Origin of the sequence: Halorubrum kocurii JCM 14978, assembly GCF_000337355.1 — an archaeon.
Lineage (GTDB): Archaea > Halobacteriota > Halobacteria > Halobacteriales > Haloferacaceae > Halorubrum > Halorubrum kocurii.
Window position 1 is genome coordinate 1 of sequence record NZ_AOJH01000038.1, and the last position, 25,319, is coordinate 25,319.

Sequence of the window (25,319 nt, forward strand, 5' to 3'; positions counted from 1 at the left end):
CGCGAACCTCTTCGACGATCTTCCCAGCCTCATCCATCACTGCCACCTGTGCGTACCGTTTGTGGACGTCGATTCCGAGGTACATGGTTGGTTCACCCGGGACGCCAGTGCGTGAAGCAGAGATTCACCTATTCGGGCTTTCCCGGATGCCGCGCGGCGCGGCATCCGGGCTGTAGCGCCCATGACTCGGCTTCTTTCGCACACGGACCAGTCAACAAAACGTGCTCTGTGGCACGAAATCCAGGTCGGTCTCTTGCGCCCCATATCTTGTTTCACGCTCTCNATGGCACGTGAAATCCGTCGGTCTCTTGCGCCCCATATCTTGTTTCACGCTCTGCTAGGGTAGCAGCGTTTCCATCGAGTCAACAGAGCTACGAGAGTCATACCCGTGCGCGCTGTATTATCGTACGCCTCGATGTTCGGTTCAGAGTAGGATTTTCGCGTCACCCACCGTCACTCCCCCTCGACGACCGCTACCGCAACTTCATTTCGTCGCATGAACGGTGGTGTCCACGGGTCGTTATACCGGAGAAGATAGGGATCGCCGTCCGGTTCGATATCTTCATGTTCAAGCGTAGCAAGCAGCTTCTCCATCCGTCGTTCGACCCGCCACTCCGGGGCATACCACGAAAATTGATCCACAGCGACTGTCTTCTGTGGTTCGGTGACGAGTGTAACATCTGGGTCCGTCGGTTCCGGTGCCGTTTCAGGCGTGTACTCGGATGGCAGATAGAACGCCATCCGGATCGTCTCAGCGTCGGTCCCGGTCGCCTCTGATCGAACAGGAGCCGTCATCGTAATTGAGTCCCCAGATTGGGTTTCGACAGGGGCCGTCATCGAGATCGACTCATCACCGTGGTTGGCTCCCGAGATGTACTCGAAGAGGCGCTGAAACGCGACCCGCTGCGTCGGTGCCGCCGTTTCAACAAGAACCGTCTGCGGATAGCGCCGAATATCAGCGCCGTTAATGGTTCGTAGCTGCTCGTACGGGACTGACTCTGCCTTCTTAGTCGAGTAGAGTCCCCACCCAACCCAGCCGGCAAGTACCACACCACCACCAACAAGTATCGTTTTCGTAATTGATCTCATACAGCACTATTGTCGTCTATCGTGATTAACGAACTGCCCGACAAGCGTTGAGCTCTTTCGCTGTCCGACAAATATACAGCTCTATGAGTGATGACGGAGGATTGCTGTGATCTCTTCGGGATTCTGTGTGGGGTCAGTCCACTCATCAGTATCTGCGGATTCGATGTAGAGTTGGAGCATATGAGACCCTTCGACGAGAAAGACGGATGCTCTCTTGTCCGGCTCCGGCTGATGTTCGAACGCCACCAAGAACCAGTCTTGCGTCCCGTCTTGTGCTATTTCGACGTCTGTCTCACCGACGTCCCATCCCGTCGGAATATCGACCTCGGAAAGAAGGGTATCACGCGTCTACGCAGCCGCATCAGCGTCGGGATCCGTGAGACTCGATAGATGCTTCCGAAGTGCTGTCATACGATACCGCTGAGTAGACTATTGTGACGTGTATTGCTTGTGCATCAGGTCGAGAATTTGAGAGTTTGAGTCGTGCGACTTCACCACATCGCTGATGACGTGTTCGGTAGGAAGGTAGATCCCGTTCAGAACGCGCCAGACAGTCATCACTCAATGACGTAGGCTTTCCGTGTGGGACTTCTTATCCTCGTATGACGATTGCTACTGGCGATTCTGTGACGCTTGAGTACACGGGCCGACTCGACGACGAAACAGTGTTCGACACCTCCCAGAAATCTGTCGCCGAGGAGACGGGCCTTGCCGAGGCCCAGCCCGAGCGAGAGTACACGCCGTTGACGGTCGAAATCGGTGCCGAGAAGGTCATCGAAGGGATGGAAGAGGGACTAATCGGCCTCGAGGCTGGGGAGACAGAAACGCTGACGATCCCGCCGGAGAAGGCGTACGGTGAGCCCACTGACGAGAATATTCAGGAGTTCGAAACCGAAGAACTCCGAGAGATGCTCGGCGGGCAGACGCCTGAAGAGGGCTCGTATCTTGAGGCCCAGAACGGGAGCCAGGGTGAGGTCGTTCACGTCGACGAGGAGACCGTCCGAGTGGATTTCAACCCCCGTCTCGCCGGCGAAACGCTGACCTTCGACGTCGAAATCATCGACGTTAACTGAGATCGAACGGTGCCGGTGTCAGCGATCGGTGGTTTCGGCAGGAACGGGACTCAATTCCCCGTAAATTACCGGTGTGGCCCCCAATTGAACGTATAGCTTGAGTATGGACAACGGAGACCCTCTCCAATCAGTGCCGGATTCCCCCCACAGGAATCAATTTATTCAGTGTGCTGCTTGCGAATCTGCCCTTCAATCACCAGGGAGAGAAAGTGTCTCGTTCCTCCTGCTCGACCAATTAACGATTCCTCTCGTTGGATGTGATAACCATCTTAAAGAATTCTGTTCTCTCTGTGGGCTGGCGACCGAGGGTCGCGCCCAACTTCTCAATCACCGCCCGGCCGGCGGGGTTAATTGTCCGAGTTGTCGTCACGCACCGCACAAGCCGCAACAACCGGTCATCCCAGTTGGGTACGGTGGGCTGGCGGTACTCGCATGCTCAACCCACCAGTCCGACATCTTCTCTCGGTTCCGTACAGGCCTACAGGTACGACAGCATCTCACGTCCTCACTTGACGCGGCCTCCACTGATCCATGACGAACCACATACTGATAGTCGGTGACGGGTTTGCTGAGGATGTCAAAGCCCTATTGCCGGAAGAACGATGAGCGATGATCACCAAGGTGTAGTGGTGGTCGGCGATACGACGATCGACCTCTATCCGGTGGACGGGACATCGATCACACCCGGAAGCCAGTTTGAGTGGCACATCGGCGGGACAGCGACGAACGTCGCACGATGGGCGGCCTCGCTGGGCAGTGAGACTAGCCTCGTGACGAATATCGGGACCGACGCCATGGGAGAGCTGGCTGCCCAGCACTTCACGGATAGCTCAGTGGACACGACACACGTGACGCGGGTTGATGCGACATCACCGCTCACGCTGTACGTCCCAACGGGAGACGACGAACAGTGGCACGCTTGGGTGTCCGGGAGTTGCTACGGCTTCACTCCCCCCACCGATCCGGCGTCACTTGTGGCCCCATACGAGTGGGTCCATTTGGAAGGCGTCACGTTGCCGGTTGAGGTGAACCAGACTGCGGTTCGACAGCTCGCCGAGGCAGCCACAGAAAACGGCACCAACGTCTCGTTCGATCTGAACGGACGCACAAACCAGTGGGCCACTCCTGACGCCTACCGACAGGCCCTCCGAGACGTGTTACAACACAGTGACCTGATATTCGCCGGGACGGACGACCTCGAGGTGGCAGGTATCGATCGCACACCAGCGGGGGTACTCGAACTGCTTCCGCCGACCCACTCGGCGATAGTGTTCATCACAGACGGGTCGGCAGCGACGACCGCATTGACAGTGGATAGCGGCGAGATCGCTGAGCAGGTGACCGCGACTCCGCCACCGACCACGGTCGCTACCACAGCCGGAGCTGGTGACGCGTTTGCTGGTGCAGTCCTCGCCGCACGGGACGACGGCATCTCGGATATCGAAGAGTTAGTGACGATCGGGAATACGGCTGGTGCGGCCGCAGTGGCAACAATCGGCCCGTTTGATGCTGATGACTCTGGTCCGGCAGATCATTTGTGTTAAGTGGAGAGTCGGATAGACACAGTCGTTCTTCAGAAAGGTTGATTCGTCTGCTCTGAGCGCTCGAACCGATCCTCCGCTGTCCCCGGACCGTGCCCGACCATTCGTCTTTAGCTAAGACTCACACCTCGGTTGTGTAGCGGTAGCGAGCGTCTCTTGTAAGATCGGTCGTTGTTGATGGATCTTCTGAGCCTCCTCGATGAGCCGCTCCAGCAACGGTGGTGGTGAGTAGCCGAGGTACTCACCGAGTTCGTGGAGAACAAGCTGGGCGTGCGACCGGAAGGTCGCCGCCCAGCGTTCCGGTGGAAACACAATCTCGTCGTCAGCCTGCTCGGTGACCAGATCCAACAACTCACGGCTCACTAGCAGCGACAGCAACGCCGCATACAGCAGAATCTCCACCACAACAGGGTTACTCGTGTCGAACTCATCTAGTTCGTATTGCGTCTTCAACTCACGAAACAGCGTTTCTACCTCCCATCGGCACCGATACAGCGTCCCTATATCTGCTGGGAGAAACTCTTCTCTCGGTAGATTTGTGATATACAGATGGTAGTCGTCGTCGTCCTCATCGCGGACGCCGACGACGCGGAATTGCTTCGTGTCTAGCGACCGTGTTCCCTCGTACTGACCCCGCTTGAACTCCGCTTCGACCTTCACGTCGATGTACTGCCGTGAGAGGTCAGCGACCACATCTTGGATCTGCTCGCCTTCCAAGGGAATGGCGCGGCCGCGCCATTCCCGTAGTTCCTCTGTTATCACCGGATTCGCGTTCTGCTTCAACCGGCTCACGAAGTAGCCGTCGTTCTCGTCGATCAGCGCAAAGCGGCGGTACTTGAAGTACGCTAGGTCGAACAAAACCAGCCGTCCATACAGCCACGCTCCCGTCTTGAACAGCGTGCTGTCGTGCGCTTTTTCATCGGTCACGTCAATCTGTTCAATCGTCTGGTCGGTGGCATTGTGGAGCAGGTGGAGCTTCGCTCCAGCCTGCTCCTCGTGGCGAGCTTGGAACTCGTCGGAAAGGAACTCGTGCAACCGTAACACCGTTCCATCAGCGATCATCACGTCCCTGAATCGGTCGATATCAGCGTCAACAGCGTCGGGAACAGCGACCTCGTCGAGACCACGCTCGACGAGGTCGCGGAGATACTCTGCAAGTGACGGTGTCAACCGGTGATAGAAGCCACCGGGAGAGATCGTCTCATCGGCTGTAGAGTTGTAGCTGCGTCTAAATCCAGCGAGTGTTCGGCTCTCGCCTGCGGCGAAGCCGAACACAAGCGCCCACACGAGGACGGGAATCTGAAGCTTCCCCTCCCGTTCGACCACGCCGAGTTCCTCGGCGTGCTCTTCAAGGAACTCAGAGGGAAACAGTGTAGTGAGACGACGCAAGATTCTCGATGAGGAGGTCTCGTTGTACACACTCGACACCTCCTCATTCCTTCCGAAAAGTAGCCTCGATAAGCCGCTGCTGTCACGCGGTTCTTCGCTTAGCTAAAGACGGATGCCGTGCCCGACTTCTTCGAGATTGGTGAGAACCTGGTTGATATTTGCAAGCGTGGTAGACATGTTCTCAGTCGTACGACCGCTATTGAGGAACCCATCGCTATCGGTATTTTCAACGAGGAGATTGGCGTGAGCGACGTCGTTTCGGAGGTCTGTGATCTCGTGAAGTTGAGAGTCGGCTTGCGCTGTCGTTGAGAACCCACAGGCTTGCCAACAGGCTTCGACGTTCGAGATGATGGTGTTTAGCGTAGAGAACTGTGCGTAGTGGATCTCCTCCAACTCAACGTTAGCACCTTGTGCGTCTGCGTATCGGTCCTCGATGTCGTCGAGCTCATCAACAGTGACTGGCGTCTGTTTCCAATTGGGTGCGTCCTCAAGAATGAGTTCGCGGAGGTGCTCTTCGAGATAGGTGATGCGGTCGAACAGGTAGATGCGTACTGGGGCCGTGTTGAGGTCGGCACGCGTGAGGATCCCAGTAATGTGGCTGTGGCCGCCGAGAAAGTAAACCGGTTCCTCAATAAGCGCAGCAAGGACGTCCTCAAACGCGGTGTCTCCGCTCATCATGTAGTCAATTGTGAGCGGGGTGAGATGCTCCTCGAGTGTATCGCCGTCATCGTCAGCAGTGACGTCGTCTTCGTGGATGAACCCGACCGCGTCGCCCTGTCGTTCGATCGGAGCGGCGTCGTACCCGTTCGTTTCGAGCCACTCGGCAGCAGTACTTGGTGGAGTGTCGTATGAGAGATGTTCGACAGAGCCTGTTGCGAGTTCAGCTGCTGTACAGTCGTAGAGATCTCGGGACACAGGTTCTGCTGTAGCGGGCGGGCTATTCAAACTGGGGAGCATGGCCCGTAGTGGGACAGATCACCACATCATTCACCACAACGTTAATGTTCACAGAACATATATTTGTAAGTAGTTATGCTCAAAGGGCATTTCAAGTCAGCAGGGGCGAGTATCGAAGTCGGTGCTGCTGACTACCTCTTTCCCGTAGAGGAATTGGATACGACTGTCCACCAGTATCGGGATGCCCAACTCGCGCTCGACGATGTCGATGGAGAACGCGTGATTCTTGTCGCACCGACGAACCTGGCATCAAGTTACCACCTTACCCAGCACGCGCTCACGGCGATTCCCATCGAGAGCCTGTCCTCTGCGGTTCAGACTCGGATCGACGACACGATCGACGCTCCACTTGAGACATTCGAACTCATCCAAATCGGCAAGTGGAACAGTAACAGTTCGAACCACTCACTGGCCGAGTTCACCGACGCCTGAACGTCGATCTGTCCGCGTATCGGGGCGACCCAATCCACCCACAACATAACGACTATGACTGACACACTCGCCGAGGAGTATCCGGAGGCCGCCCCGTACATTCAGAAAGCAGTCGATGAGCACGGTGAGGAATGGGTGTTAGAGAACTACTACAAAGAGATCTATCCACTCAAGCAGGTGATGTCGGTACCTGAAAAGGAGGAACTCCCGTTCTACGACGAAGCCGAACACGAGACGATGACGGAAGCGGAACGGACAGAGATGTACCAAGCATGGGGTGAGTATCGGGAGAACCTGCGGACTGGGACAAAACCAGGTGAGTGACTGCCCGAGCTACTCGCCAGCGACAGTGGGCATTCGAATCCATTAGAGGACCTGTTCACAGAAAGAATATTTAGCAAGGTGACAGACACTCGCCCATGCATCTTCTCTGCGTCGATGACGAGGCAGACTTCTTAGATCTCACAGCCACGTATTTACAACGGAAGCTCCCTACAGCGACGGTTCATACTGCGACTCGTGTTGCCGACGCGCGCGAAATCATCGAAACTGAGCCGATTGTGTTTGTGGTGAGTGATTATGAAATGCCGGAGCAGAATGGGCTTGAATTCCTCCACACGGTTCGTGAAACCCACTCGGACCTACCGTTTATTCTCTTTACTGGGAAGGGCTCAGAAGAAATCGCCAGCGAAGCCATCTCTGCCGGTGTAACTGATTATCTACAGAAACGAGGCACAGAACAGTACGATCGACTCGCCACACGCATCCGCCACGCAGTTGCTGAGTACCAAGCAAAACGTGACCTGCGAGAACGCGTGAAGGAACTCACTGCCATTCAAACAATCAGCGATGTCCTTGTCGATAGTGACGGTCAGTCGGGAGGCCAACTACAACAAGTCGTCACACATCTTCCACAGTCGCTACAGTTCTCTGAGGAAGCCGTAGCGTCGCTCACCATCGATGAAACTGAGTTCACCTCTCCGGAGTACGAACCACCAGTCGAACAGTTCACAGTCCACGATGTGACCGCCGCCGGCAACGAAATTGCGCTCACAATCGGTTACACGACTAACGCTGTGACTGAGGCGGACAGCGATGTGTTTCTCCCGGAAGAAAAAGAATTGAGTACCACCATTCTACAGCTCGTCACAGCGTACCTTGATCGGCGACACGTACTCTCGGATCTACAAGAGGCAGACCGTCGTCTCAACCTCATCCTCGAAAATACGACCGCGGTGATGTATCTGAAAGATACAGAGGGGCGGTACGTGTTTGTGAATGCTGAATATGAGCGCTTGTTCGACGTCGATACGGAGGACCTCGTCGGTCAACATGATGACGACATCCACCCACCCGAAGTAGCACAGACTGTCCAAGCGAACGACCGCCGTGTACTTGAGACAGGCGAACCGCTTGAAGTTGAAGAGCAGATCACGGTGGACGGTGACGACCGGACGTATCTCTCATTGAAAGTCCCGGCGTTGGATACTGCTGGCGAAGTCGAGGGTGTGTTCGGCGTGTCGACGGAGATTACTGAACGCAAAAAACGAGAACAACAACTCGAAGGGCTCAATCGGGCCATTCCGCGGCTCTTGTCAGCAGAGACCGTTGAAGAAGTCGCCGAACGTAGCGTTATTGCCGCACGCGAGATTTTAGACCTCCAAGCAAACGCAATTCATTTGTACGACGCGGAAAGCGAAACATTGGCACCGGTTGCGTACACTGATGGAGTTCTAGAACTCATCGGTGAGCCGCCAACGTTCCGTGAGGGGGAGAGTATCGCTTGGCGGGTCTTCGAAGAGGGAACTGCGACAGCGATCGATGATGTACAGAGTGATGCAGATATCTATAACCCAGAGTCACCGATCCGCAGCGAGTTACATCTCCCACTAGGTGAGTACGGTATTTTGATGGCCGGATCACCGACCCCCTCAAATTTCGATACCCAAGATGTGACGGTCGGAGAGATACTGGCTAGTCACATTACCACTGCGCTCTCTCAGGTCACCACCGAACAGACGTTACGTGAGCGAGAATCTGAATTAGAAGCGCAAAACGAGCGACTCGAACAGTTCGCTAGTATGGTCTCACACGACCTCCGGAACCCGTTGTCTGTTGCGATCGGAAATCTCGAGTTATACCGAGATTCCGAGGATAAATCACACCTTGACACGGTCGAAACATCTCTCACTCGAATCCAAGACCTCGTAACCGACCTCACTACACTCGCACGTCATGACTCCCCTGCGGAAACACACGAACCGGTGTCGGTACATGAGATAGCCCGCGATGCGTGGGAGTTGATCGAGACGCGGTCAGCAACGCTGTCGACGGAGCCGTGTACAGTCACTGGCGACCCCAGCCAGTTCATGGCACTCTTCGAGAATTTGTTCCGGAATGCGGTCGGACACGGTGGTGCAGACGTCACCGTTCGCGTCGGTCCACTCGAACACGGCTTCTATGTCGAAGATACCGGTGAGGGAATTCCACCTGGCGAACGTGATTCCGTGTTTGAGCACGGCTACACAACCGGATACAGCGGAAGCGGGGTCGGGCTCACGATTGTCTCACGTATCGCTCAAGCGCACAACTGGGATATCACCCTCACTGACAGTTCGGAAGGCGGTGCGCGATTTGAATTCCGATCAACGGATTCGACTGAAGCACCCAATCGCTAATTCTTCTTCATCCTAGTAAGTCTCAAATCATCACTTATTTGAATAATATAGTTTTGTTTACATTCTGCTGATTAAGAAGATTAGAGAACAGGTATGTCGGTTGATTTTGCTCGCTGTCAAATTAACAGAATTTTGTTAGTAATTCTCAATTTCTTAGTACGCAGCCGAAAATACAGTGAACCAACAGATGGACCTCCGATCTGAGGGGAGTCATTTGTAGAGCCCAAAACTGAGTTTATTTGTATATCGGAATGGAGTTCTCCGAGCGGTTTCAATCGATGTAACACTGAGTGCCGATCTTTGGTATAAAACCTCGCCCAATTACTTACTTTACACTACGGGTGAGTCAGAAGTAGGATAATGTACGAAGGAGACCCAGCTCATCATACAGACCAGCAGTCACCTGACTCAGCACCAAACGAAGGTAATTACCGGACACCGACGTGGTATGCACCATTTCCGAAGAAGGATGGATATGAGTCAAACACACGGGAGTATGGGCCGGTTGAACAACGAGCGTTCGATATTCAGGTTACCTCTCCCGTTGAAGGCGTTGAGAGGTTACATCACCGAAAACATCTCACTGCGCAGTTCCACGCTGCGAACCAAGATTACTGGGAAAAGAGGTCACCGTATACAAATGATGGTGGTTTGCTGTACGACCGAGCTATCCTAGATCTTTTTGAGGAAAAACTCGCATGTGAGGGGATTGATCCTGCGGAGCCAAACATTCCCGAAAATCGGTTGAAAACCCTCTTTCTACGCTTGGCACGCGAACAAACAGGAAAAGCACAGATAGAGTATTTGAAGGGGTCGAATACCGTCCCGGTTGCCACGCATTCAGCACTTGGGTACGACATTCCAAGCGACGTCCCCAACTACGATACACTCCAACGTGAATTACGGAAACTTAGAGACGAAAATGAAGACGAGATCACGATAACTGCCTTTAAGCATGCTGTCACGAGGGCAGTGTTTGCTGTTTATCGGGCAGGAATCAGTCTCCCAGACGCAGTACAAGAAAAATACGGTTTCACTGCCGTTAAACCACCGCTTGACGAGCGATCAGTCTCTCGTGAGACTGAAAAAGAAGAACTCCGGAGGTTTGTGAAGGTATTATTGGATAGAACGACCACTCCACTTACCTTCGGCAGAGAAGGCAATGAGACGAAACACGATATGAAGGCGTTTATCGGTGCGTTCGCCGCATCGGCTCTGTCTGATTCCGGGCTAGAAAATGTAAAAAATGTTTTCGATTGGAACTACCCACGAGAAAACATCCCGGGTGGTGGGTGGGCACATAACTACATCTCTCAGCGATTGCGACACGACGATAACCTGAGTGACTTCGAGTCAGAAACTGAAAATGATCCACTCCCATCAATTAACAGCCAGTTCAACGCGGTCCACAATCGGACACTTCAGCTTGCAAATACGCTCGGGTTTTGGTCAGACGAAGATCCGATCAACCTCGGTGTCGATATGTTCCGCATTGATTGGACAGGGGACTCTCTTGATGCGACGATTGGCCGTCCGGCAAAGTCTGGCCAGGACGATGTCACCGAACAGTGGACCTTCGTTCTCGCTGGTGGGATTGATACAGAGAGTCGTTTTGTCCTTGGAGGTCGGTGGATCGAAACGCTGACTGAGTATCCTACGGCGCTTAGCGAGATTCTTACGAACACATTAGATACTGTTGACATTGATACAATCTTCGTTGATGCAGAGATTGCTAGTGGCGAACTCATTGAGACTCTTCGACGCTTCGCCGGCGATGACTGGGTAATTAGCGCACCAAATAGGGCGGTCGTCAAGGGATTAAAGCGACTGACCCCAGAGCACTACGCTGCATTCGCACGTGGCGTAAAGTGGAATGTAGTCCCCAAACCGAACATTGTAACACATCCGACCAACGGGAAGGCAGCGAGTACTGTCGAGATTAATCCGGTCGACGTACTAACGAAAGAGATACGAAATGAAAATGACGGCGAAAGGATGGACATCCCGCTCGATACCACAATCACCGATACTCCCACGACTCAACGTTCACTAGGCGGTCAGGAGTCACTGCAATGGCTAACTCAAGAAATTGAGGATTTGGAATCAGAACCTGGTATCGGTAACGAAGGTTCGGTCGCCGCATATCTGACTGACCGGTCTCTGCCGGAGAATTCTGCCACCGGCATTCGGATTCAGTATATCCAACGGTGGGCTATTGAAGAAACGGTTAACCAAGTCGCAAATGATTTTATGCCGAAAATCAACAGTCAAGATTCCAAACTGCGTCTGTACGGTACGCATATCTCCATTCTATTTTATAATTGGCACACGCTGATTAACCGGTGTCTTTCTCCCCAGAGGCTTCGACTAGATATCAGTTATCAGGAACTCCTACGAGCAATCATAGATGTCTGTTTCTCCGGAGAAACTGATGACCACTAACTCTCGACAGCATGGGCTGGCTGTTCATGCGAAAACGGACACTAGCTACTCACCACCAAGATAACTCTCGAGCGTCGTTTCAGTGGTGTCTGCGAGGTACTGCCTGATGTCTTCGTTCTCCCAGCCAACGCAGGAGACGATACTCTCGATCGCGCGGATGGCGGCGTCTTCGTACCAATCGACATCGTATGACTGGGTCTCTTCGAACGGAAGCCGAACGCGATCAATACCGTGTCCGTCGGCGCTGACGACGACGTAGCGGATGGTTTGCCCTGGTGCGAGGCTAGTGCCGTGATGTTGTGCGCGGCGGAGGGCAGCGACAATGAGTGTCTCCTGAGTGTACGCGTCTGCCCGCTTCGAGACGCGGTTCGCAACGACGAGATCATCCGTCGCTACGTCACCGCGGCGCAGTGCGGTGAGGTGCCGGTGAAGAACGTCACACACGGCATCTGGCGATCGCGTCTCATCGAACACGCAAAGTGCGTCTTCCTGTACGGTGGTGACCCACGGCGGGGTGCTTCGTTGTCGGGCTTCGATACCGCGCGTTTTGATCGCGTCACCAACCTCGCCAGCTGACGGACGGTCCTCGTGCCGTCGCTTTCCAAAATATCGAGTTAATGCGCCACTCTCACTGTTCCGCATCGGACAGAATGCGACCCAGTCGAATTCGGACTCATGCTCGAGAGTGATGCCCACCTCGTCAGAGACCTCTGCGGCGACTGTAGCAAGCGAGCGTTGATCACGATCCGAGGCAGGAGTGACCCAGATAGAATCCACAATGCCGTGGAGGACGCGCCACCCGGCGTCTTCGAGCGCCGTTTTCGCATCAAGGAGGATCTCCCGAGCGAACGCGTTGATCGCCTCGTGGCATTCGATACGGCCGAACTTCGCGTTCGAAAAGCCTTGGTACCCGAAACAGGAGACGAGAATCCATTTAATTGCTGACGAATCCGATTCAAGTCGTTCGCGTTCAGCGTTGTCGGTCGTTTCCTCGATCTGGTCTTTGATACTGCTCCGTGCGTCGATGAGCGGACCGAGCACTGTCGGGAGGTACCCATCAGTCTCACAGATCGAGTACCCGAGATCGGGAACATCGTCACTATCGCAACAGCCGCAGCGAACGGTTTCGGGGGAGATGTTTCGTGTTCGGATGATATTCGGATACAGCGACGCAAAATCGAGTTCGTGGACGTCCTCGTGGACACCGACTGCTGGTGCGAATGTTGTCCCGCCGCGGTCGGCGGCATCGAGTGTTGCGGCCGGTTTAAACAGTTCCGGCCGCCACGCTTGCCAGGGAACGAGGACATCACGATCGCGGGCAGCCCGGATTTGTAGCGCAGTGAGGACACGCCCAATCGACGCCCAACCGAGTTCTTCAAGCGGCAACCCGGCGCGGTCCACAAGGTCGAGGCAGCCAGCCAGCCCCGCTTCGTGGTAGAAGAACGTATTCGATTCATCGATTACGACTCGGCCAGGAACCGTGTACCGAGCTGGGGAATGTCCTACCTGCCCGTAACTCGTGTATGTGGATTCTCCTGCGAGTTTCGTGTACCCGGACGCGCGGCCGAGTTCGAAATGTGGCACGTCGTGCGTGTCAGCGGCCTCAAACAGGAGTGGGATGAGATCCGCCGTAGACACGACGATGACGTCAGGGTCGCGCTCACGGACACTGCGGTCAACGGCGTTGACGGCGGCTTCGGGTGTGGGTCCGGCGGCGTCACCGTCGATCGTGAGATGCGTCAGGGAAGCGTGGCCGGATTTATGCGCTGGGATCGAGAGAGTGAGCGATCGGAGCGACCGGACAGACTGGTCTGGGTTGGCTGAGGTATCTGTTTCGAGGCAGTACCGGAACTGCCGGGTGATATCGACGTTATAACACGTGTACTCGGCCGGGTGGTTGAACTGCTGAATGCGCTGTGCGATGCGTCGTACGGCGTCAATACTGGCGGCGTCGATCCGGAGGATCGGTCGTGGATCAGTCCGAAATGTTTGCCGGTGGGATTCACACTGTATGTCGGCGACTGCGTCTTGCCCGGACAGGACTGTTCGAAGCTCAAGTAATGAGTCGGACAACCCGTCACGGTCTGGCGGTGTCGGCGTCGAGCCACCACGCCGCCCGTACAGGTTGCGGACTGTGTCACCGACGAACAACGTCGGCGTGTACCCCTCATGGACCGTCCGAGCGACGCCGTCGTCTGTGAGTGCCCAGTGAACGACATCACCCGAGGAGCGGAAATCAACCGTCAGCACCATCGGGACTGGTGGGTCCTTCGAGTTCGGTGATGCGCGCTTCGAGCTCATCGATTCGGCGTTCCTGTTCGATTGCGATGCTCACCAACAAGGGCGCGAATCGGTCCTCGTGGTTCAACATCCCTGCCGCGTCAGCGTGGTTGCGTGCGTACACGAACAACTGGTCGAACCGGGGTTGATCGCGGCGGCGCAGCGTCCGTCGATACGGCCCCCAACGCTCCTCAATCGCTCGCAGCGTATCACGGTACGTGGGATTGGTTCGTCCCATTAGGAGATCTGTGGGGCTGTCTCCTCACTCACTACTGGTGCGTCATGCATCTGCGCTCGGTGGGCAAGCACTTCCTGCCAGTAGGCGAGCGTCGTCTGTACCCACCCGTCAGCGAGGTGGTACACGAGAGCGTCGACGTCGCCAGCTGCGTCGGTGAAGCGTGGTCCGAACTGCGTATCCCGGCAGTGAAGCTGCGTCTTCGCGGCGTTCACAACTGGCTCCGTGAACTCGTCGTCGCGCGATCGTGTCACGATAACCGGGACATCATGGACACGCCCGACTCGTGCGAGCGCGGCGATCGACCGGACGAGTAACTCCTGTGCGTGGGGCGTCGAGACATCGCTGTCACGGTACAATCGATCGATCCCAGTCGCAACCACGACGCTGGGGTTAGTCACATGCTCACCAGCGAGCCTGTCGAGCAACGATGTCTGTTGATATGCGGTGAACCCGCGTGCGACATGTATCCGATCGAGATACCGCCGATCGGGGGCCAGTTCACGCAACCGCGTCGTCTGTACAGTACCTGCCGCGTCAACCCAATACGCACCTCCCGTCCCAGCGAATACACAATCGAACAGCAGTGACTGTACCGGTGTCACGCCAAGATCCGAATCGATGTCCACCAACGTCAGTCCGGCATCAAGCTCCGGCAGCTCAACGCGCGGCTGTTGTCGAGACGTGTTCATACCCTACACCTGCCTCGTGATATTCAAAGGGGTGAGCCATACACGCGCAGTGAAACTGGAAGTGGAATCACAATAGATCAACAAGTACACTAGAATAATATTTATTCGAGTGAGGTATACAGCCCACAGATATTCTTTAATAAATAATATATTATGCCTGATTTCCAACTATGTCTCTTATTGAATGGAGTTTGAGAAGACGATTGCTCACTAGCATTTATAAGTGATGCCACATAACGCATTTCATGAGAGACAAAAACGACGCCCTCTCAGGCACGATTTTCACAGCTCCGTCCGGATCCATCTCGAAGAACGATCAGACTCCTGAGAAGGGGATCGATATGGGGGACACAGCATGACAGACACCGAACCGGAGATTACGCTGACGGATAATCTTGGGGAGCAACTCACAGACGCAGAGGCCGTCGAACAACAGTATCAGGAGTTCTACACGTGGATGATCGAGAAAGGAAAGAACCCGCGACGAAGGATGGGGCTCGGAGAAAGGACAGCCAAAAACTATCTCGATCGGATCGACCAACTCCACAGGTTTGTGCTACAATATTGCGATCCGGACGACGAGACGACGATCGCGTCCGATGACGCTGACGACTTGTTGCTCCTGATTGACCACGGTGATATCACACAACAGCGAGGAGCTACAAATAATAATGAGTACGGAGAGTCAACGAAGCGGAAATTCAGTGACTCGCTCCAAAAATACTTCTCGTGGCGGTATTACGAGAAAGGGCGAACCGCTGAGTGGGATCCGAAGATCAACTTCAGCGATGCTAATGGCCAGTCTGCGTACCGGTTCACTCACCGTGAACTCGGACTCCTCTTGGAGGCAGCCGAAGAGTACGGATCACTTCCGTCGTACTTCGAAGTGTCAGAAGAGGAGCGAGATAAAATAAACGGGCTGATCGCACAGCGACTTAGCTTAATGAAAGAGGAGGTGACACAGAACGATTGGATTGTTGCCGATCGGAGTACAAAGGCCTACTCTCTAGTGACTGCCGGATACGATGCCGGACTGACACCAATTGAAATCGAACGGGCCAAGGTGTGGTGGTATGACCCAAAGACGAAAACACTCACCATCCCATCGGAAGACGCGTGCAAGGAGCGAGACAAGGAACGCGTTGCGCTCTCCGACGAGGCTGCCGACGCGTTAAGCGAGTGGATACAGGAGCGTCGCCACTTTGATGCATATGACGGGACCGACCAGCTCTGGCTCAACCGCGAAGGGAACCCGTATCAATCGGGAAGTCTCTGTAATCTTCTCAGAAGCATCTGTACTGAAGCGGATATCAAGACAGACGGCCGGAAGATCGTGTGGTACAGTCTGCGACAGACGATGGGTCGGAACGTTACTGCTGAAGGTGAGCTCTCGGAAGCGAACGATCAGTTACGACACAATCGGCTCGAAACGACGCAAGAGAGCTACAATACTACGCCGATCGAGAAGCTCCAAGCGTCACTCAACGAAACGCACCGAATGGCGTCGAAATCAGCTTCAGACCCGTCGTACAACCCGTACGAAGACGAACCGCAAGGCGATGCGACTGACCAGACGGCGGCGCTGAACGACTCCCAAACAGAGACAAGCGATACGTCTGATATCGTCACTCGGACGGGCAACGGAACCATCCACGCCGACGGTGAGTTCCCAGATACGCATGAAGCAAAAGTTGATGTCGTTAGTCAGATCCTCAATAGCGGCGAAGAGAACTGACCGCCCGTCGGTCAGCCCATCCGGTCAAGCGCGTTCTTCCGGTCTTCGACAGGAACTTGGTCGTACTTCATCGTCGTCTCCGGGCTGCGATGGCGTAGTTGCGTCTGCGCGGCCGCTAGCCCCTCTTCTCTCGTCATATAGGTCCCGGTCGAGTGCCGGATCGCGTACCAGCTCATCTGCCGGTTCTCGGTCGAGATGTCCGCGATTTCACAGAGTCGCTGAAGGATTCGCCTCAGCGACGCCGACTGGTACGGGTTGCTCTGCCGTGTCAGCCACAACGCGTCGGTATCGTCGTACTTCTCGATTGTCGATCGCTGATCGAGCCATCGATCCATCATCTCGACAGTCTGTTCTTTGAGCCCGACGACCCAGTTCTCGCTGTTCTTCGAGGACTCCTCTCTCGGGATGCGGAGGACGCCGTTCTCGACATCTACCCACGTCGCCCGAGCGCGCTCGACTTCGATCGGGCGAAGCGCGGCGTCGAGGCTGGCTCCGACCATGCTCGGGATCTTCCAACTGTTCGCCCGCTCCCAGTCTTCCGGAGTAACCGCTTCTTTGGGCTTCTCGAAGCGCTGTGCGAGGTATCGATTCCACTTGTCTCGCTCCTCACCGAACGTGTTGCTTCGACTCGGAATACTCCCGTACTCGAGTGACGCGTCGCGGACCATGGTCCGCTCCCGCCTAGTGAGATAATCACGCGGCGTCGTCGACTGGTTCTTCCGAGAGAACGTGAGCTCCGGCTCCCACTTGTCGGCTCCGCGCTGGTGATGCCGCCATTTGTACAGCATCATGACGGCCTTCCGGCACGCGTTTTTGTGAGCGTTCGACGAGTCTTCGCCCGCTAAATATCGCAGGTACCCGTCGGCGTGGTCGTGCGTCAAGTTCGTCGTGTACCCGTCTTCTTGCTCCCACGCCCACCGGTAGAACTGGTCCATTCGGTACGCCCGGTTCGAGACCGTCGTCTTCGCGTAGCCTTCCGCTCTCTCCGGTTCTTTTCCGAACGTCAACAGCCAGTCGAGACAGTGCTCTCGTTCGCTTCGGTAGTCGAGGAACTGCCGTTCGTTGAGCAGTTCCTCAGTATTGTTGGGGACGAGCGTGATGTCGTCGAAGGGGTCGGTTGCCTCGTCGGCGTCTTTCATTGCCTGCCCCTCTCGGCGGTACCCCGGGTCGTTGCCCCTCGATTTTGCCAATCGCCAGACGGCGGCGGGTTTACCCCGGTGACAGTAGATGCCTCGTCAGATCGGGAAATCGCCAGACGGCGGCGGGTTCGGTACACCTTTCGAGTCGTATTGCCCGTGAACATCGGTTTACCTCTGGTTAGTTCACGGCGAAAATCGGGAGAAGGCGTCGGGTTACTATGCTCCGGCTGGGATTCGAACCCAGGTCATTGCCGTGAGAGGGCAATATGATTGGCCGGACTACACCACCAGAGCGCACGTCCGTTCGACGCAATTACCGGTATGGCAGGAAATTGTAAAACAGTTCCGTTTCGACCCCGCCATGCCCCGGTTTACCGTGGTTAGCCGCTCCACTGTCACCGCCGTGACGCGTCGCTCAGACGTCGACGGCGAACGGCGCGGCGTCGCCCGCGCCCTCGGCGACCGCGGCGAGGAGGTCGGCGACGGCATCGAGGTCGGCGGTGTCGATCACCTCGACCGGCGTGTGCATGTAGCGGTTCGGAATCGAAACGTTGAGCGACGGGACGCCACCGCGGGCGGTGTAGAAGGCGTCGGCGTCGGTGCCGGACCGGGTCCCCGCCGCCTGCAGCTGGACGTCGATGTCGGCGGCGTCGGCGGCGTCGCGCGCCAGGTCGACGAGGACGGGGTGGTTCGCGCTGCCGCGACCGATCACGGGGCCGGCACCGAGCTCGACCGGCCCGCGGCGTTCGCTGTCGACGTCGGGGTTGTCGGTGGCGTGAGTGACGTCGACGGCGACGAACGCGTCCACCGCGTCGAGGTCGACGCCGATCATCTGTGCCCCTTTGAGCCCGACCTCCTCTTGCACCGTGGAGACGGCGTAGACGGTGGCGTCGACGTCGCGCTCGGTCGCGCGGCGGAGCCCTTCCGCGGCCGCCCACGTGCCGGTTCGGTTGTCGATCCCGCGGGCGGCGATGCGGTCGCCGACGAGCTCCTCCACCTCGGTCGAGAAGGTGACGGGGTCGCCGATCTCGACGTGCTCGCGCGCCGCCTCGGCGTCGGTCGCGCCGATGTCGACGAACTGGCCGGCGATCTCGTCGTACTGGTCCTCCTCGGGGTCGCGCAGGTGGATGGCGGTCTGGCCGATCACGCCCTGCACGGGCTCGTCGGCGTGGACGGTGACGTGCTGGCCCTTCGAGACCGTGCGGTCGGAGCCGCCGATCCGGGCGATCCGGAGGAAGCCGTCGTCGAGGACGTCGCGGACGATGAAGCCGATCTCGTCGGCGTGGCCCGTTACCGCGATGGTGGGCGCCTCGGGGTCGCCCTCGTGGACGGCGACGGCGTTGCCGTAGGCACCGACGGAGACCTCGTCGGCGAAGCCGCGGACGTAATCGGTCCAGACCCGCTGGCTCGGCGTCTCGAAGCCGGAGGGGCTGGCGGTCGCGAGCAGATCGTCGAGAAACGCTCTCTCAGAGTCGCGCATACGCGAGGCAGGCCGCCGGTGGGCAAGAACCCGCCGATACCGGGGCGACGGCGAGGTGGTGTGGGATCTTGCGCCATCACCGACACAAGGGACTTGAGGCCCGCTCCCGTCCGGTCCGTATGGACATCCTCCGAAGCCTCCGGACCGTCTCCGAGGCCAGCGGGCCGGGCGTCGTCGACTGGGAGCGGGCCGCGGCGGCCGCGAAGGCGAGCACCGACCCCGGGTCGATCGCGCTCACCGACGCGGAGCGAGAAGGGTACGCAACCGACGTGCGCGACGCCCGGTCTCGGCTCCGCGAGGTGGCCGGGATCGAGTTCGACGTGCCCGACGCGATCGAGGTGCAGAACCGCTACCACTGGATCGACGCCAGCGTCGACACGTTCCGGAACGTGATGGCGCCGATCGAGGCGGCGGCGACCGGACGGGACGAAGTGGCGGCGACCGGACGGGACGAGGCGGCGGCGACCGGACGGGACGAGGCGGCGGCCGGCGGCGTCGTCGAGCCCACCGCCGGGCCCGTAGGCGCCCCGGCCGGCGACCTCACGCGCGGGTTCGCGCGGGACCTCTCGCGGATCGCCAACACCGGGTCGATGGCGTTCACGCTCGGATTCTTGGCGCGCAACGTGCTCGGCCAGTACGACCCGCTCCTGTTGGCCGACGAGCCGGAGGCCGACCACGGGCTCTACTTCGTCCACCCGAACATCGTCGCGGTCGCGGCGTCGCTCGACGTCGACTTCCCGCGGTTCCGACGCTGGATCGCCTTCCACGAGGTGACCCACGCGGCGGAGTTCGGCGCGGCGCCGTGGCTCCCCGAGTACCTCGAGTCGCGGGTCGAGCGCGGGATCGAGGGGTTCACCGGCGGGAGCGGGTCGACCGGTCGCGGCGGGCTGACCGCGGGCGGGCTGCCGGTCGACGCGCTCGACACCGAGCCGTTCGCGGAGCTGCAGGCGGCGATGACGGCGGTTGAGGGGTACGCGGAGGTGCTGATGGACCGCGCCTTCGACGGCGAGTACGCCGACCTCCGGCGGAAGCTCGACGAGCGCCGCGGCGGTGGCGGCCCGATTCAGCGCCTCGCGCGCCGGCTGCTCGGACTGGGGCTGAAGCGCCGGCAGTACGAACAGGGCGCCGCCTTCTTCCGGCACGTCGTCGACGACCGCGGGATCGAGGCGGCCGGCGCGGTGTGGGAGCGCCCCGAGCACCTGCCGACGCGCGCCGAGCTCGACGACCCCGCGGCGTGGCTGGTGCGGGTCGACCCCTGAACGAAGCGATGGCGTCGCCGGGCACACGTCCGGCTGCTAGCGGCGCTTTGCACCTCGCTGACCGCCGTCAGTGACCGACTCTTCGGCTGTGTTCGCCGTCGTTCGGCACGCGGTTGGTTTTGACATCCTCCCGCGCCTGAAGACGCGGGAATCCCACGGCACCGCACCGCTGAGTTGGGATATTATGGTTCGCGGTTCACGACCTGTTCTCGCGGGGCGAAACTGCCCTCGCTGCGGTCGAACAGGTGAACCGCTGGCTGTGCCAACCAGCCGTTATCCCTATCACCGTCCCCAGAACGCGAAGCGTTCTGGTGTGCGGACGAGACGCGAGGCGTCTCGTCAACGCCATCCGTGGCGAGACTCGGGAGTACCTTTTGCCGAATATTCTCCGCACCATTCACGTCCGCGTTCGCAACCGTGTCGCACTCCTCGCACACGTACAACCCACGTTCGACCCGTTGGTTATCGTCCGTGTGGCCGCACGCCGAGCACAACTTCGACGTATCGCGTTCCGACACCAACTCCACGTCGATGCCTTCGGCTTCCGCCTTGTAGTCGAGCAGCGTCGTGAAGCGGTCAAACGCCCACCCGTGCAAGTCGAGATTGCCGTGGTCGCCCCAATTCCGAGACTCGCCGTTCTCGTCGTCCTCTCGAATGCCACCGAGGTCGCCAACGACAACCGTTCCAACACCTCGTTCGACGCACTCCTCCACGAGTGTTTTCGAGAGTGCGTGCAAGAAGTGTGTCCGGTGACCAGTCCGCGTCCGGTTAAGACGGGTGGCCACACGAGACGAGGAATCGTCGCACTTAGCCTTCTTCTTCGTGAAGTAGTATTCGTCCTCTTTGAGTGCGCCACCGGGATACAACACCGATTCGCCGCCGAACGAGATGGCGGCGAAGTTGCAAATCCCGAGGTCAACACCAGCCACCTCGTCGCCCGGTGGATCCGGGTCGATAACGGTGCGACAGACGAATTGAAGCCGCCATTCGTCGCGCTTGTAGATCGCGCGAACTTGCTGAATGTCCCACTCGGTCAGATCAACGTCCGGGCGGGTCTGGTACTCACACAGGATGAAGTCTGAACGGTGTTCTTTGAGGTTGCGGCCTTTCGAGAGGCGAACGCGGGTGAACTGTGCGTCGTGCTTGAAGCCAGCCGCTTTGAACGACACGGTTGAACGCGGGTGGGAGTCTCCGTTCTTGCGGTAGCCGGGAGGTCTGGCACGGTCGTCGCCGTTCCGACGCTTACCGAACCAGCCGTTGAACGCTTCAGCGAGTTCTTCAAGAACGCGCTGACTGGATTGAGAATGCAAGTCCGTGTAGCGTTCGTGACTTTTGAGTTCGGCTTTGAGCTCCCCGTCATCGGGGATCTCGCCCGTTTCGTCCCACTGTTCTTGCGTGTAGTAGCGACCGACGTTCCAGAGTTTTGAGGCGGCCCATCCGAGTTGATCAAGGTCGTCACGAACCTGTTGCTGGTTCGTGATGGTGGCCTCGAAGGTTCGGACGATTCGACTCATTTCTGGCTTCATAACTGGTTATGGATACGCTTTGTTAATAGTGTCGGTTGGTGTGGAATATCCGGCTCTGCTATCGGCGGTGGGTTGTGCAGGTGTTGTCGGATTCATCCTGCGCCTAAAGGCGCAGGTATTCTCCTTGATCTCGTATAAACACCTCCACCTCGATCCAAGCGCGATGCTCGGTGCGCCGCGTTCCGGGGCAACTCCCGCCACTGCCACGCATCCTTTATCCATCGCCCTCGAACCGCGGACATCCACATGGCACGCGCGAGCGCCGGGGCGCGGCTCCACTTCGGCTTCTGTAACCTCAGCCTCTCGCACGAGCGGCTGTACGGCGCCCTCGGGCTCGGGCTCGCGGAGCCGCGGGTCGTCGTCGATGCGGATCCGGCCGACCGCGTGCGCGTCGATGTCGAGACGCCGACCGCCGATTCACTCGTCCGCGACGACGTCCGCGAGTACGCCGCCGTCGCCGTCGACCTCCTCGGCGTCGACGGCGCCCGGGTCGCGGTCCGCGAAACGCTCCCGCGCCACGCCGGGCTCGGGAGCGGTACGCAACTGGCGGCGGCGACGCTCGCTGCGGTCGCGGCGGCCCACGGGAGCGCCCCCCGCGTCCGCGAGCGCGCCCCGGCGCTCGGTCGCGGCGGGCGCTCCGGCGTCGGCGTCGCGACCTTCGAGGCGGGCGGCTTCGTCCTCGACGCCGGCCACCCGACCGCGCGGTTCACCACCGACCGCCCCGCGGACGGCGAGTGGACCGTGCCGCCGGTGGCGGCCCGCCACGACGTGCCCGACGACTGGCGCTTCCTGCTGGTGCGGCCGGACGCCGACCCGGGCCGGAACGGAGACGCCGAGGACGACGCGATGCGGACCGCGGTCGAGCGCGCGGAGCCCGGGCTCGCCGACCGGATCGGCGGGATCGTCACCCGGCGCGCGCTCCCCGCGATCGCGACGGGGAACGCCGAGCGCTTCGGCGCCGCGGTCGCAGAGATCGGCCGGCTCAACGGCGCGTGGTACGCCGACGAGCAGGGGGGCGTCTACCGCCCGCCGGTCGGCGACATGGTGGCGTCGCTGTCCGATTCCGCGGCGGTGTTCGGCGCCGGGCAGTCGTCGTGGGGGCCGACCGTGTACGGGGTCACCGACGCCGCGAACGCGAGCGCCGCCGCGACCGCCGGCGAGCGCGCCCTCGACGAGGCGGGGGTCGACGGGTCGGTCTCGGTGGTCGAGGCGGCCGACGGCGGGGCGCGGGTGACGGGGCGCGGAGACGGACGCGACTGAGCGCGACGGGAGCCGCGGACGAGCAACAACACTAAGCGGAGCGCCCTCCCCATACGGGGTATGCCGAGTCTTCCGTTCGGCGTCGCCCGGCTCGACTCGATCCTCGGGGGCGGGGCGCCGCCGGGGAACGTCGTGTTGCTCGCGGGCGAGTCCGGCGCCGGCGCGCGCGAGTTCCTGTACACCAGCGCGGCGATGAACGCCCTCGGACACGCCGACGCGGAGCTGTTCGATCTCTACTACGGCGACCTCCCCGCCGACGCGGCGCTCCCGGAGGAGGTCCACTACATCTCCTTCACCGCCGACACCGGGGCGATCACCCGCGAGATGGGGTACACGATGGCCGACGAGATCGTCGACGCCGCGATCGGCGAGATCGACTTCCGGGACCTCTCGCCGGAGTACTTCCAACTGAGCCCCATCCCCCGCGACTGGTACGAGGACGAGACGGCGTCGATCACGGAGCTGGGGGACCGCGGCGAGTACGAGGACGTGCTCACCGCGTTCGGCGACTACCTGTCGGCGCACGCCGACGACAGCCTCGTCTGTATCGACTCCGTGACCGACCTCGTCTCGATGGTCGACGACGACACCGAGTGGAGCGACGTGGCGATGGTGATGAAGGGGCTCAAGAAGGCGGCCTACGACTGGGGCGGGCTCATCCTCGTGCTGGTGAACACCGATTCGATCACCGACCGCGAGTTCGGCGCGCTGACGGACGCCGCGGGCGGCACCCTGCAGTTCACGTGGGAGAGCGGCGGCTCCCAGCGGGCCAGAACCATGTTCGTCCGCGAGTTCCGCGGCGTGCTCTCCCGGTTGGAGTCGGAGAACATCGTCCGCTTCGAGACCGAGATCCACGAGGGGGGCTTCGACATCAGCGACGTGCGCAAGATCCGGTGAGGGCCCTTCGCGTCGCGCCGGTGCGCGTCTCTGAGTATCGATACGGAGAACGACGCGACAGATTACTTAAGTCTCCCCCCTAAACGGAGCGTAGATGACGGGGGATCCGCGATGAGCGACCTCGATCCGACCGACGGCGGCGACAGCGCCGTCACGGCCGCGGAGGCCGCGGCCGCTGAGGCCGCCGCGGAGGTCGGCCTCGACCGCGAGGAGCTGTTGAAGCGCGCCATCGTCGCGCTCGCGGACGCGGAGGGGATCGACGTCCCGGACGCGGAGGAGGTCGCAGCGATCGAGTCGCGGCTCGACGACCTCGACGCGGACCTCGACGAGAAGGTCGAGGACCTCCGAGAGCGGTTCGTGGAGCTTTACCGGGACCTGGAGTCGAAAGCGCCCGCCGACCACGCTCACGAGGAGACGGCGGAGCGGCTGGACGCGCTCGCGGCCGACCTCGACGCCGTCGGCGCTCGACTCGACGAGCTGGAGGCGGAGGCGGCCGCGACGGCGACCGTCGGCGAGGCGGTCGAGGAGACGATCGACGACCTCGACGCACGAGTGGCCGACCTCGAAGCGGTCGCCGACCGCGTCGACGACCTGGACGAGGTCGAGGAGAAGCTCTCGCGGGTCGCGAGCGCGGTCGTCAGGGTCCGCCGGCGGCTGGAGGCGGCCGAGCGCGACCGGGAGGACCGCGAGCGCCTCGACGCCATCACCGCGGCCGCGAACCGCGAAGGGGTCCGGAAGGCCGACTGCAGCAACTGCGGCGAGACCGTCGACATCGGGCTGTTGACGGCGCCGGAATGCCCCCACTGCGGCCGCCGGTTCGAGGATGTCGAACCGAACCCCGGCTTCCTCGGCACCTCGCGGCTGATCGTCGGAGACCGGCCGGCGCTCGACGGGGAGGTGAGCGGGGCCTCCTCCGGCGCTCCGAACCGCGGAGCGGGTGCCGACGGGGGCGACGGGGACGTGAGCACCCGCGACGCCGACGGAGGTGGGAGCCCGTGACCGACGACGAGCCAGACGCGTTCGAGGACGACAGCGGCGACCCCGACGAGATCGACGACCCCTTCGCCCGGCTGGACGAGGACGCGCCCGGGGACGAGTCGGGCTCCGACGGCCCGCTCTTCGGCGAGGCGAAGACGGAGAACGGCGACCGCGGCCCCGCCGAGGCGGGGGCCGACACGGGGGCCGACGACCCCTTCGACGAGCTCGGTCCGGCGA

At 59.5% G+C, this 25,319-nt stretch carries 20 protein-coding genes, 1 tRNA gene and 1 pseudogene; 12 read left to right on the forward strand and 10 right to left on the reverse strand.

Annotation, left to right across the window (positions count from 1 at the left end; all coding sequences use genetic code 11):
- Positions 1-453: 453 nt before the first annotated feature.
- The gene (locus C468_RS04945) at positions 454-1,089 is read right to left on the reverse strand and encodes an SOUL family heme-binding protein (protein ID WP_193788246.1); all 636 of its coding nucleotides are present in this window, start codon (positions 1,087-1,089) and stop codon (positions 454-456) included.
- 602 nt (positions 1,090-1,691) lie between these two features.
- On the opposite strand from C468_RS04945, the gene C468_RS04955 reads away from it, so the two are divergent.
- Entirely contained in the window at positions 1,692-2,162 is a 471-nt protein-coding gene (locus C468_RS04955; RefSeq protein ID WP_080510618.1) for an FKBP-type peptidyl-prolyl cis-trans isomerase, read from the forward strand.
- Between the two features lie 602 nt (positions 2,163-2,764).
- Positions 2,765-3,706 carry a carbohydrate kinase family protein gene (locus C468_RS04960; protein WP_049912059.1) on the forward strand — a complete coding sequence of 314 codons (942 nt, stop codon included), beginning with the start codon at positions 2,765-2,767 and terminating at the stop codon, positions 3,704-3,706.
- A 111-nt stretch (positions 3,707-3,817) separates the two neighbouring features.
- On the opposite strand, the gene C468_RS04965 is transcribed toward C468_RS04960, so the two are convergent.
- Positions 3,818-5,092, reverse strand: coding sequence for an IS4 family transposase (locus C468_RS04965; RefSeq protein WP_008847780.1), 1,275 nt, complete (start codon positions 5,090-5,092; stop codon positions 3,818-3,820).
- Positions 5,093-5,194: 102 nt separating this feature from the next.
- The gene (locus tag C468_RS04970; protein WP_008847781.1) at positions 5,195-6,007 is read right to left on the reverse strand and encodes a hypothetical protein; all 813 of its coding nucleotides are present in this window, start codon (positions 6,005-6,007) and stop codon (positions 5,195-5,197) included.
- 117 nt (positions 6,008-6,124) lie between these two features.
- Between C468_RS04970 and C468_RS04975 the strand changes: the two genes are divergently transcribed.
- The 4 genes from C468_RS04975 (at position 6,125) to C468_RS18020 (ending at position 11,601) form a co-directional block, all read left to right on the forward strand.
- Positions 6,125-6,481, forward strand: coding sequence for a hypothetical protein (locus C468_RS04975; RefSeq protein WP_008847782.1), 357 nt, complete (start codon positions 6,125-6,127; stop codon positions 6,479-6,481).
- A 54-nt stretch (positions 6,482-6,535) separates the two neighbouring features.
- Complete coding sequence (locus C468_RS04980; protein WP_008444049.1) at positions 6,536-6,805, forward strand: hypothetical protein; 270 nt, start codon at positions 6,536-6,538, stop codon at positions 6,803-6,805.
- Positions 6,806-6,900: 95 nt separating this feature from the next.
- Positions 6,901-9,159 (forward strand): PAS domain-containing protein, encoded by a 2,259-nt coding sequence (locus tag C468_RS04985; protein WP_008847783.1) that lies wholly within the window; start codon positions 6,901-6,903, stop codon positions 9,157-9,159.
- A gap of 360 nt (positions 9,160-9,519) precedes the next feature.
- Positions 9,520-11,601 carry a hypothetical protein gene (locus C468_RS18020; RefSeq protein WP_152422875.1) on the forward strand — a complete coding sequence of 694 codons (2,082 nt, stop codon included), beginning with the start codon at positions 9,520-9,522 and terminating at the stop codon, positions 11,599-11,601.
- 45 nt (positions 11,602-11,646) lie between these two features.
- Here C468_RS18020 and C468_RS04990 read toward each other — a convergent pair whose 3' ends face one another.
- Genes C468_RS04990 through C468_RS04995 form a run of 3 tightly spaced genes read right to left on the reverse strand, consistent with a single transcriptional unit; the run spans position 11,647 to position 14,808 of the window.
- A complete protein-coding gene (locus tag C468_RS04990; protein ID WP_008847784.1) occupies positions 11,647-13,854 on the reverse strand; it encodes a type B DNA-directed DNA polymerase in 2,208 nt (735 codons plus the stop codon).
- A complete protein-coding gene (locus C468_RS17530; protein ID WP_080510620.1) occupies positions 13,838-14,119 on the reverse strand; it encodes a hypothetical protein in 282 nt (93 codons plus the stop codon). The genes C468_RS04990 and C468_RS17530 overlap by 17 nt, the downstream gene beginning before the upstream one ends.
- Positions 14,119-14,808 (reverse strand): hypothetical protein, encoded by a 690-nt coding sequence (locus C468_RS04995; RefSeq protein ID WP_008847785.1) that lies wholly within the window; start codon positions 14,806-14,808, stop codon positions 14,119-14,121. The genes C468_RS17530 and C468_RS04995 overlap by 1 nt, the downstream gene beginning before the upstream one ends.
- Before the next feature lie 355 nt (positions 14,809-15,163).
- On the opposite strand from C468_RS04995, the gene C468_RS05000 reads away from it, so the two are divergent.
- Complete coding sequence (locus tag C468_RS05000; RefSeq protein ID WP_008847786.1) at positions 15,164-16,543, forward strand: site-specific integrase; 1,380 nt, start codon at positions 15,164-15,166, stop codon at positions 16,541-16,543.
- Positions 16,544-16,554: 11 nt separating this feature from the next.
- On the opposite strand, the gene C468_RS05005 is transcribed toward C468_RS05000, so the two are convergent.
- From C468_RS05005 to C468_RS05015, 3 genes are all read right to left on the reverse strand, one after another.
- On the reverse strand, positions 16,555-17,682 hold the full coding sequence (locus C468_RS05005) for a tyrosine-type recombinase/integrase (RefSeq protein ID WP_008847787.1): 1,128 nt from the start codon (positions 17,680-17,682) through the stop codon (positions 16,555-16,557).
- A gap of 219 nt (positions 17,683-17,901) precedes the next feature.
- Positions 17,902-17,976, reverse strand: a tRNA-Glu gene (locus C468_RS05010).
- 121 nt (positions 17,977-18,097) lie between these two features.
- Positions 18,098-19,162, reverse strand: coding sequence for a M28 family peptidase (locus tag C468_RS05015; RefSeq protein WP_008847788.1), 1,065 nt, complete (start codon positions 19,160-19,162; stop codon positions 18,098-18,100).
- A 119-nt stretch (positions 19,163-19,281) separates the two neighbouring features.
- Here C468_RS05015 and C468_RS05020 point away from each other — a divergent pair, with 119 nt between their 5' ends.
- The gene (locus C468_RS05020; RefSeq protein ID WP_008847789.1) at positions 19,282-20,421 is read left to right on the forward strand and encodes a zinc-dependent metalloprotease; all 1,140 of its coding nucleotides are present in this window, start codon (positions 19,282-19,284) and stop codon (positions 20,419-20,421) included.
- Positions 20,422-20,603: 182 nt separating this feature from the next.
- On the opposite strand, the gene C468_RS05025 is transcribed toward C468_RS05020, so the two are convergent.
- The gene (locus C468_RS05025; RefSeq protein WP_049912063.1) at positions 20,604-21,935 is read right to left on the reverse strand and encodes an RNA-guided endonuclease InsQ/TnpB family protein; all 1,332 of its coding nucleotides are present in this window, start codon (positions 21,933-21,935) and stop codon (positions 20,604-20,606) included.
- Positions 21,936-22,193: 258 nt separating this feature from the next.
- Between C468_RS05025 and C468_RS05030 the strand changes: the two genes are divergently transcribed.
- From C468_RS05030 to C468_RS05045, 4 genes and pseudogenes are all read left to right on the forward strand, one after another.
- Positions 22,194-23,207 (forward strand): beta-ribofuranosylaminobenzene 5'-phosphate synthase family protein, encoded by a 1,014-nt coding sequence (locus C468_RS05030; RefSeq protein WP_008847791.1) that lies wholly within the window; start codon positions 22,194-22,196, stop codon positions 23,205-23,207.
- A gap of 60 nt (positions 23,208-23,267) precedes the next feature.
- Complete coding sequence (locus C468_RS05035) at positions 23,268-24,104, forward strand: RAD55 family ATPase (RefSeq protein WP_008847792.1); 837 nt, start codon at positions 23,268-23,270, stop codon at positions 24,102-24,104.
- 111 nt (positions 24,105-24,215) lie between these two features.
- Complete coding sequence (locus C468_RS05040) at positions 24,216-25,103, forward strand: hypothetical protein (RefSeq protein WP_008847793.1); 888 nt, start codon at positions 24,216-24,218, stop codon at positions 25,101-25,103.
- Positions 25,100-25,319 (forward strand): annotated as a pseudogene (locus tag C468_RS05045) (hypothetical protein); the annotation flags it as partial. The gene C468_RS05040 and the pseudogene C468_RS05045, both read left to right, overlap by 4 nt.

Excerpts from the sequence above, each read along its gene's own strand:
- C468_RS05015 (WP_008847788.1), bottom strand. The coding sequence starts at position 19,162 with ATGCGCGACTCTGAGAGAGCGTTTCTCGACGATCTGCTCGCGACCGCC.
- C468_RS04995 (WP_008847785.1), bottom strand. The coding sequence starts at position 14,808 with ATGAACACGTCTCGACAACAGCCGCGCGTTGAGCTGCCGGAGCTTGAT.
- C468_RS05005 (WP_008847787.1), bottom strand. The coding sequence starts at position 17,682 with ATGAAAGACGCCGACGAGGCAACCGACCCCTTCGACGACATCACGCTC.
- C468_RS04955 (WP_080510618.1), top strand. The coding sequence starts at position 1,692 with ATGACGATTGCTACTGGCGATTCTGTGACGCTTGAGTACACGGGCCGA.
- C468_RS04945 (WP_193788246.1), bottom strand. The coding sequence starts at position 1,089 with ATGAGATCAATTACGAAAACGATACTTGTTGGTGGTGGTGTGGTACTT.
- C468_RS17530 (WP_080510620.1), bottom strand. The coding sequence starts at position 14,119 with ATGGGACGAACCAATCCCACGTACCGTGATACGCTGCGAGCGATTGAG.
- C468_RS04960 (WP_049912059.1), top strand. The coding sequence starts at position 2,765 with ATGAGCGATGATCACCAAGGTGTAGTGGTGGTCGGCGATACGACGATC.
- C468_RS05000 (WP_008847786.1), top strand. The coding sequence starts at position 15,164 with ATGACAGACACCGAACCGGAGATTACGCTGACGGATAATCTTGGGGAG.
- C468_RS04990 (WP_008847784.1), bottom strand. The coding sequence starts at position 13,854 with ATGGTGCTGACGGTTGATTTCCGCTCCTCGGGTGATGTCGTTCACTGG.
- C468_RS04985 (WP_008847783.1), top strand. The coding sequence starts at position 6,901 with ATGCATCTTCTCTGCGTCGATGACGAGGCAGACTTCTTAGATCTCACA.
- C468_RS05030 (WP_008847791.1), top strand. The coding sequence starts at position 22,194 with ATGGCACGCGCGAGCGCCGGGGCGCGGCTCCACTTCGGCTTCTGTAAC.
- C468_RS05035 (WP_008847792.1), top strand. The coding sequence starts at position 23,268 with ATGCCGAGTCTTCCGTTCGGCGTCGCCCGGCTCGACTCGATCCTCGGG.
- C468_RS05040 (WP_008847793.1), top strand. The coding sequence starts at position 24,216 with ATGAGCGACCTCGATCCGACCGACGGCGGCGACAGCGCCGTCACGGCC.
- C468_RS05025 (WP_049912063.1), bottom strand. The coding sequence starts at position 21,935 with ATGAGTCGAATCGTCCGAACCTTCGAGGCCACCATCACGAACCAGCAA.
- C468_RS04980 (WP_008444049.1), top strand. The coding sequence starts at position 6,536 with ATGACTGACACACTCGCCGAGGAGTATCCGGAGGCCGCCCCGTACATT.
- C468_RS04975 (WP_008847782.1), top strand. The coding sequence starts at position 6,125 with ATGCTCAAAGGGCATTTCAAGTCAGCAGGGGCGAGTATCGAAGTCGGT.
- C468_RS05020 (WP_008847789.1), top strand. The coding sequence starts at position 19,282 with ATGGACATCCTCCGAAGCCTCCGGACCGTCTCCGAGGCCAGCGGGCCG.
- C468_RS18020 (WP_152422875.1), top strand. The coding sequence starts at position 9,520 with ATGTACGAAGGAGACCCAGCTCATCATACAGACCAGCAGTCACCTGAC.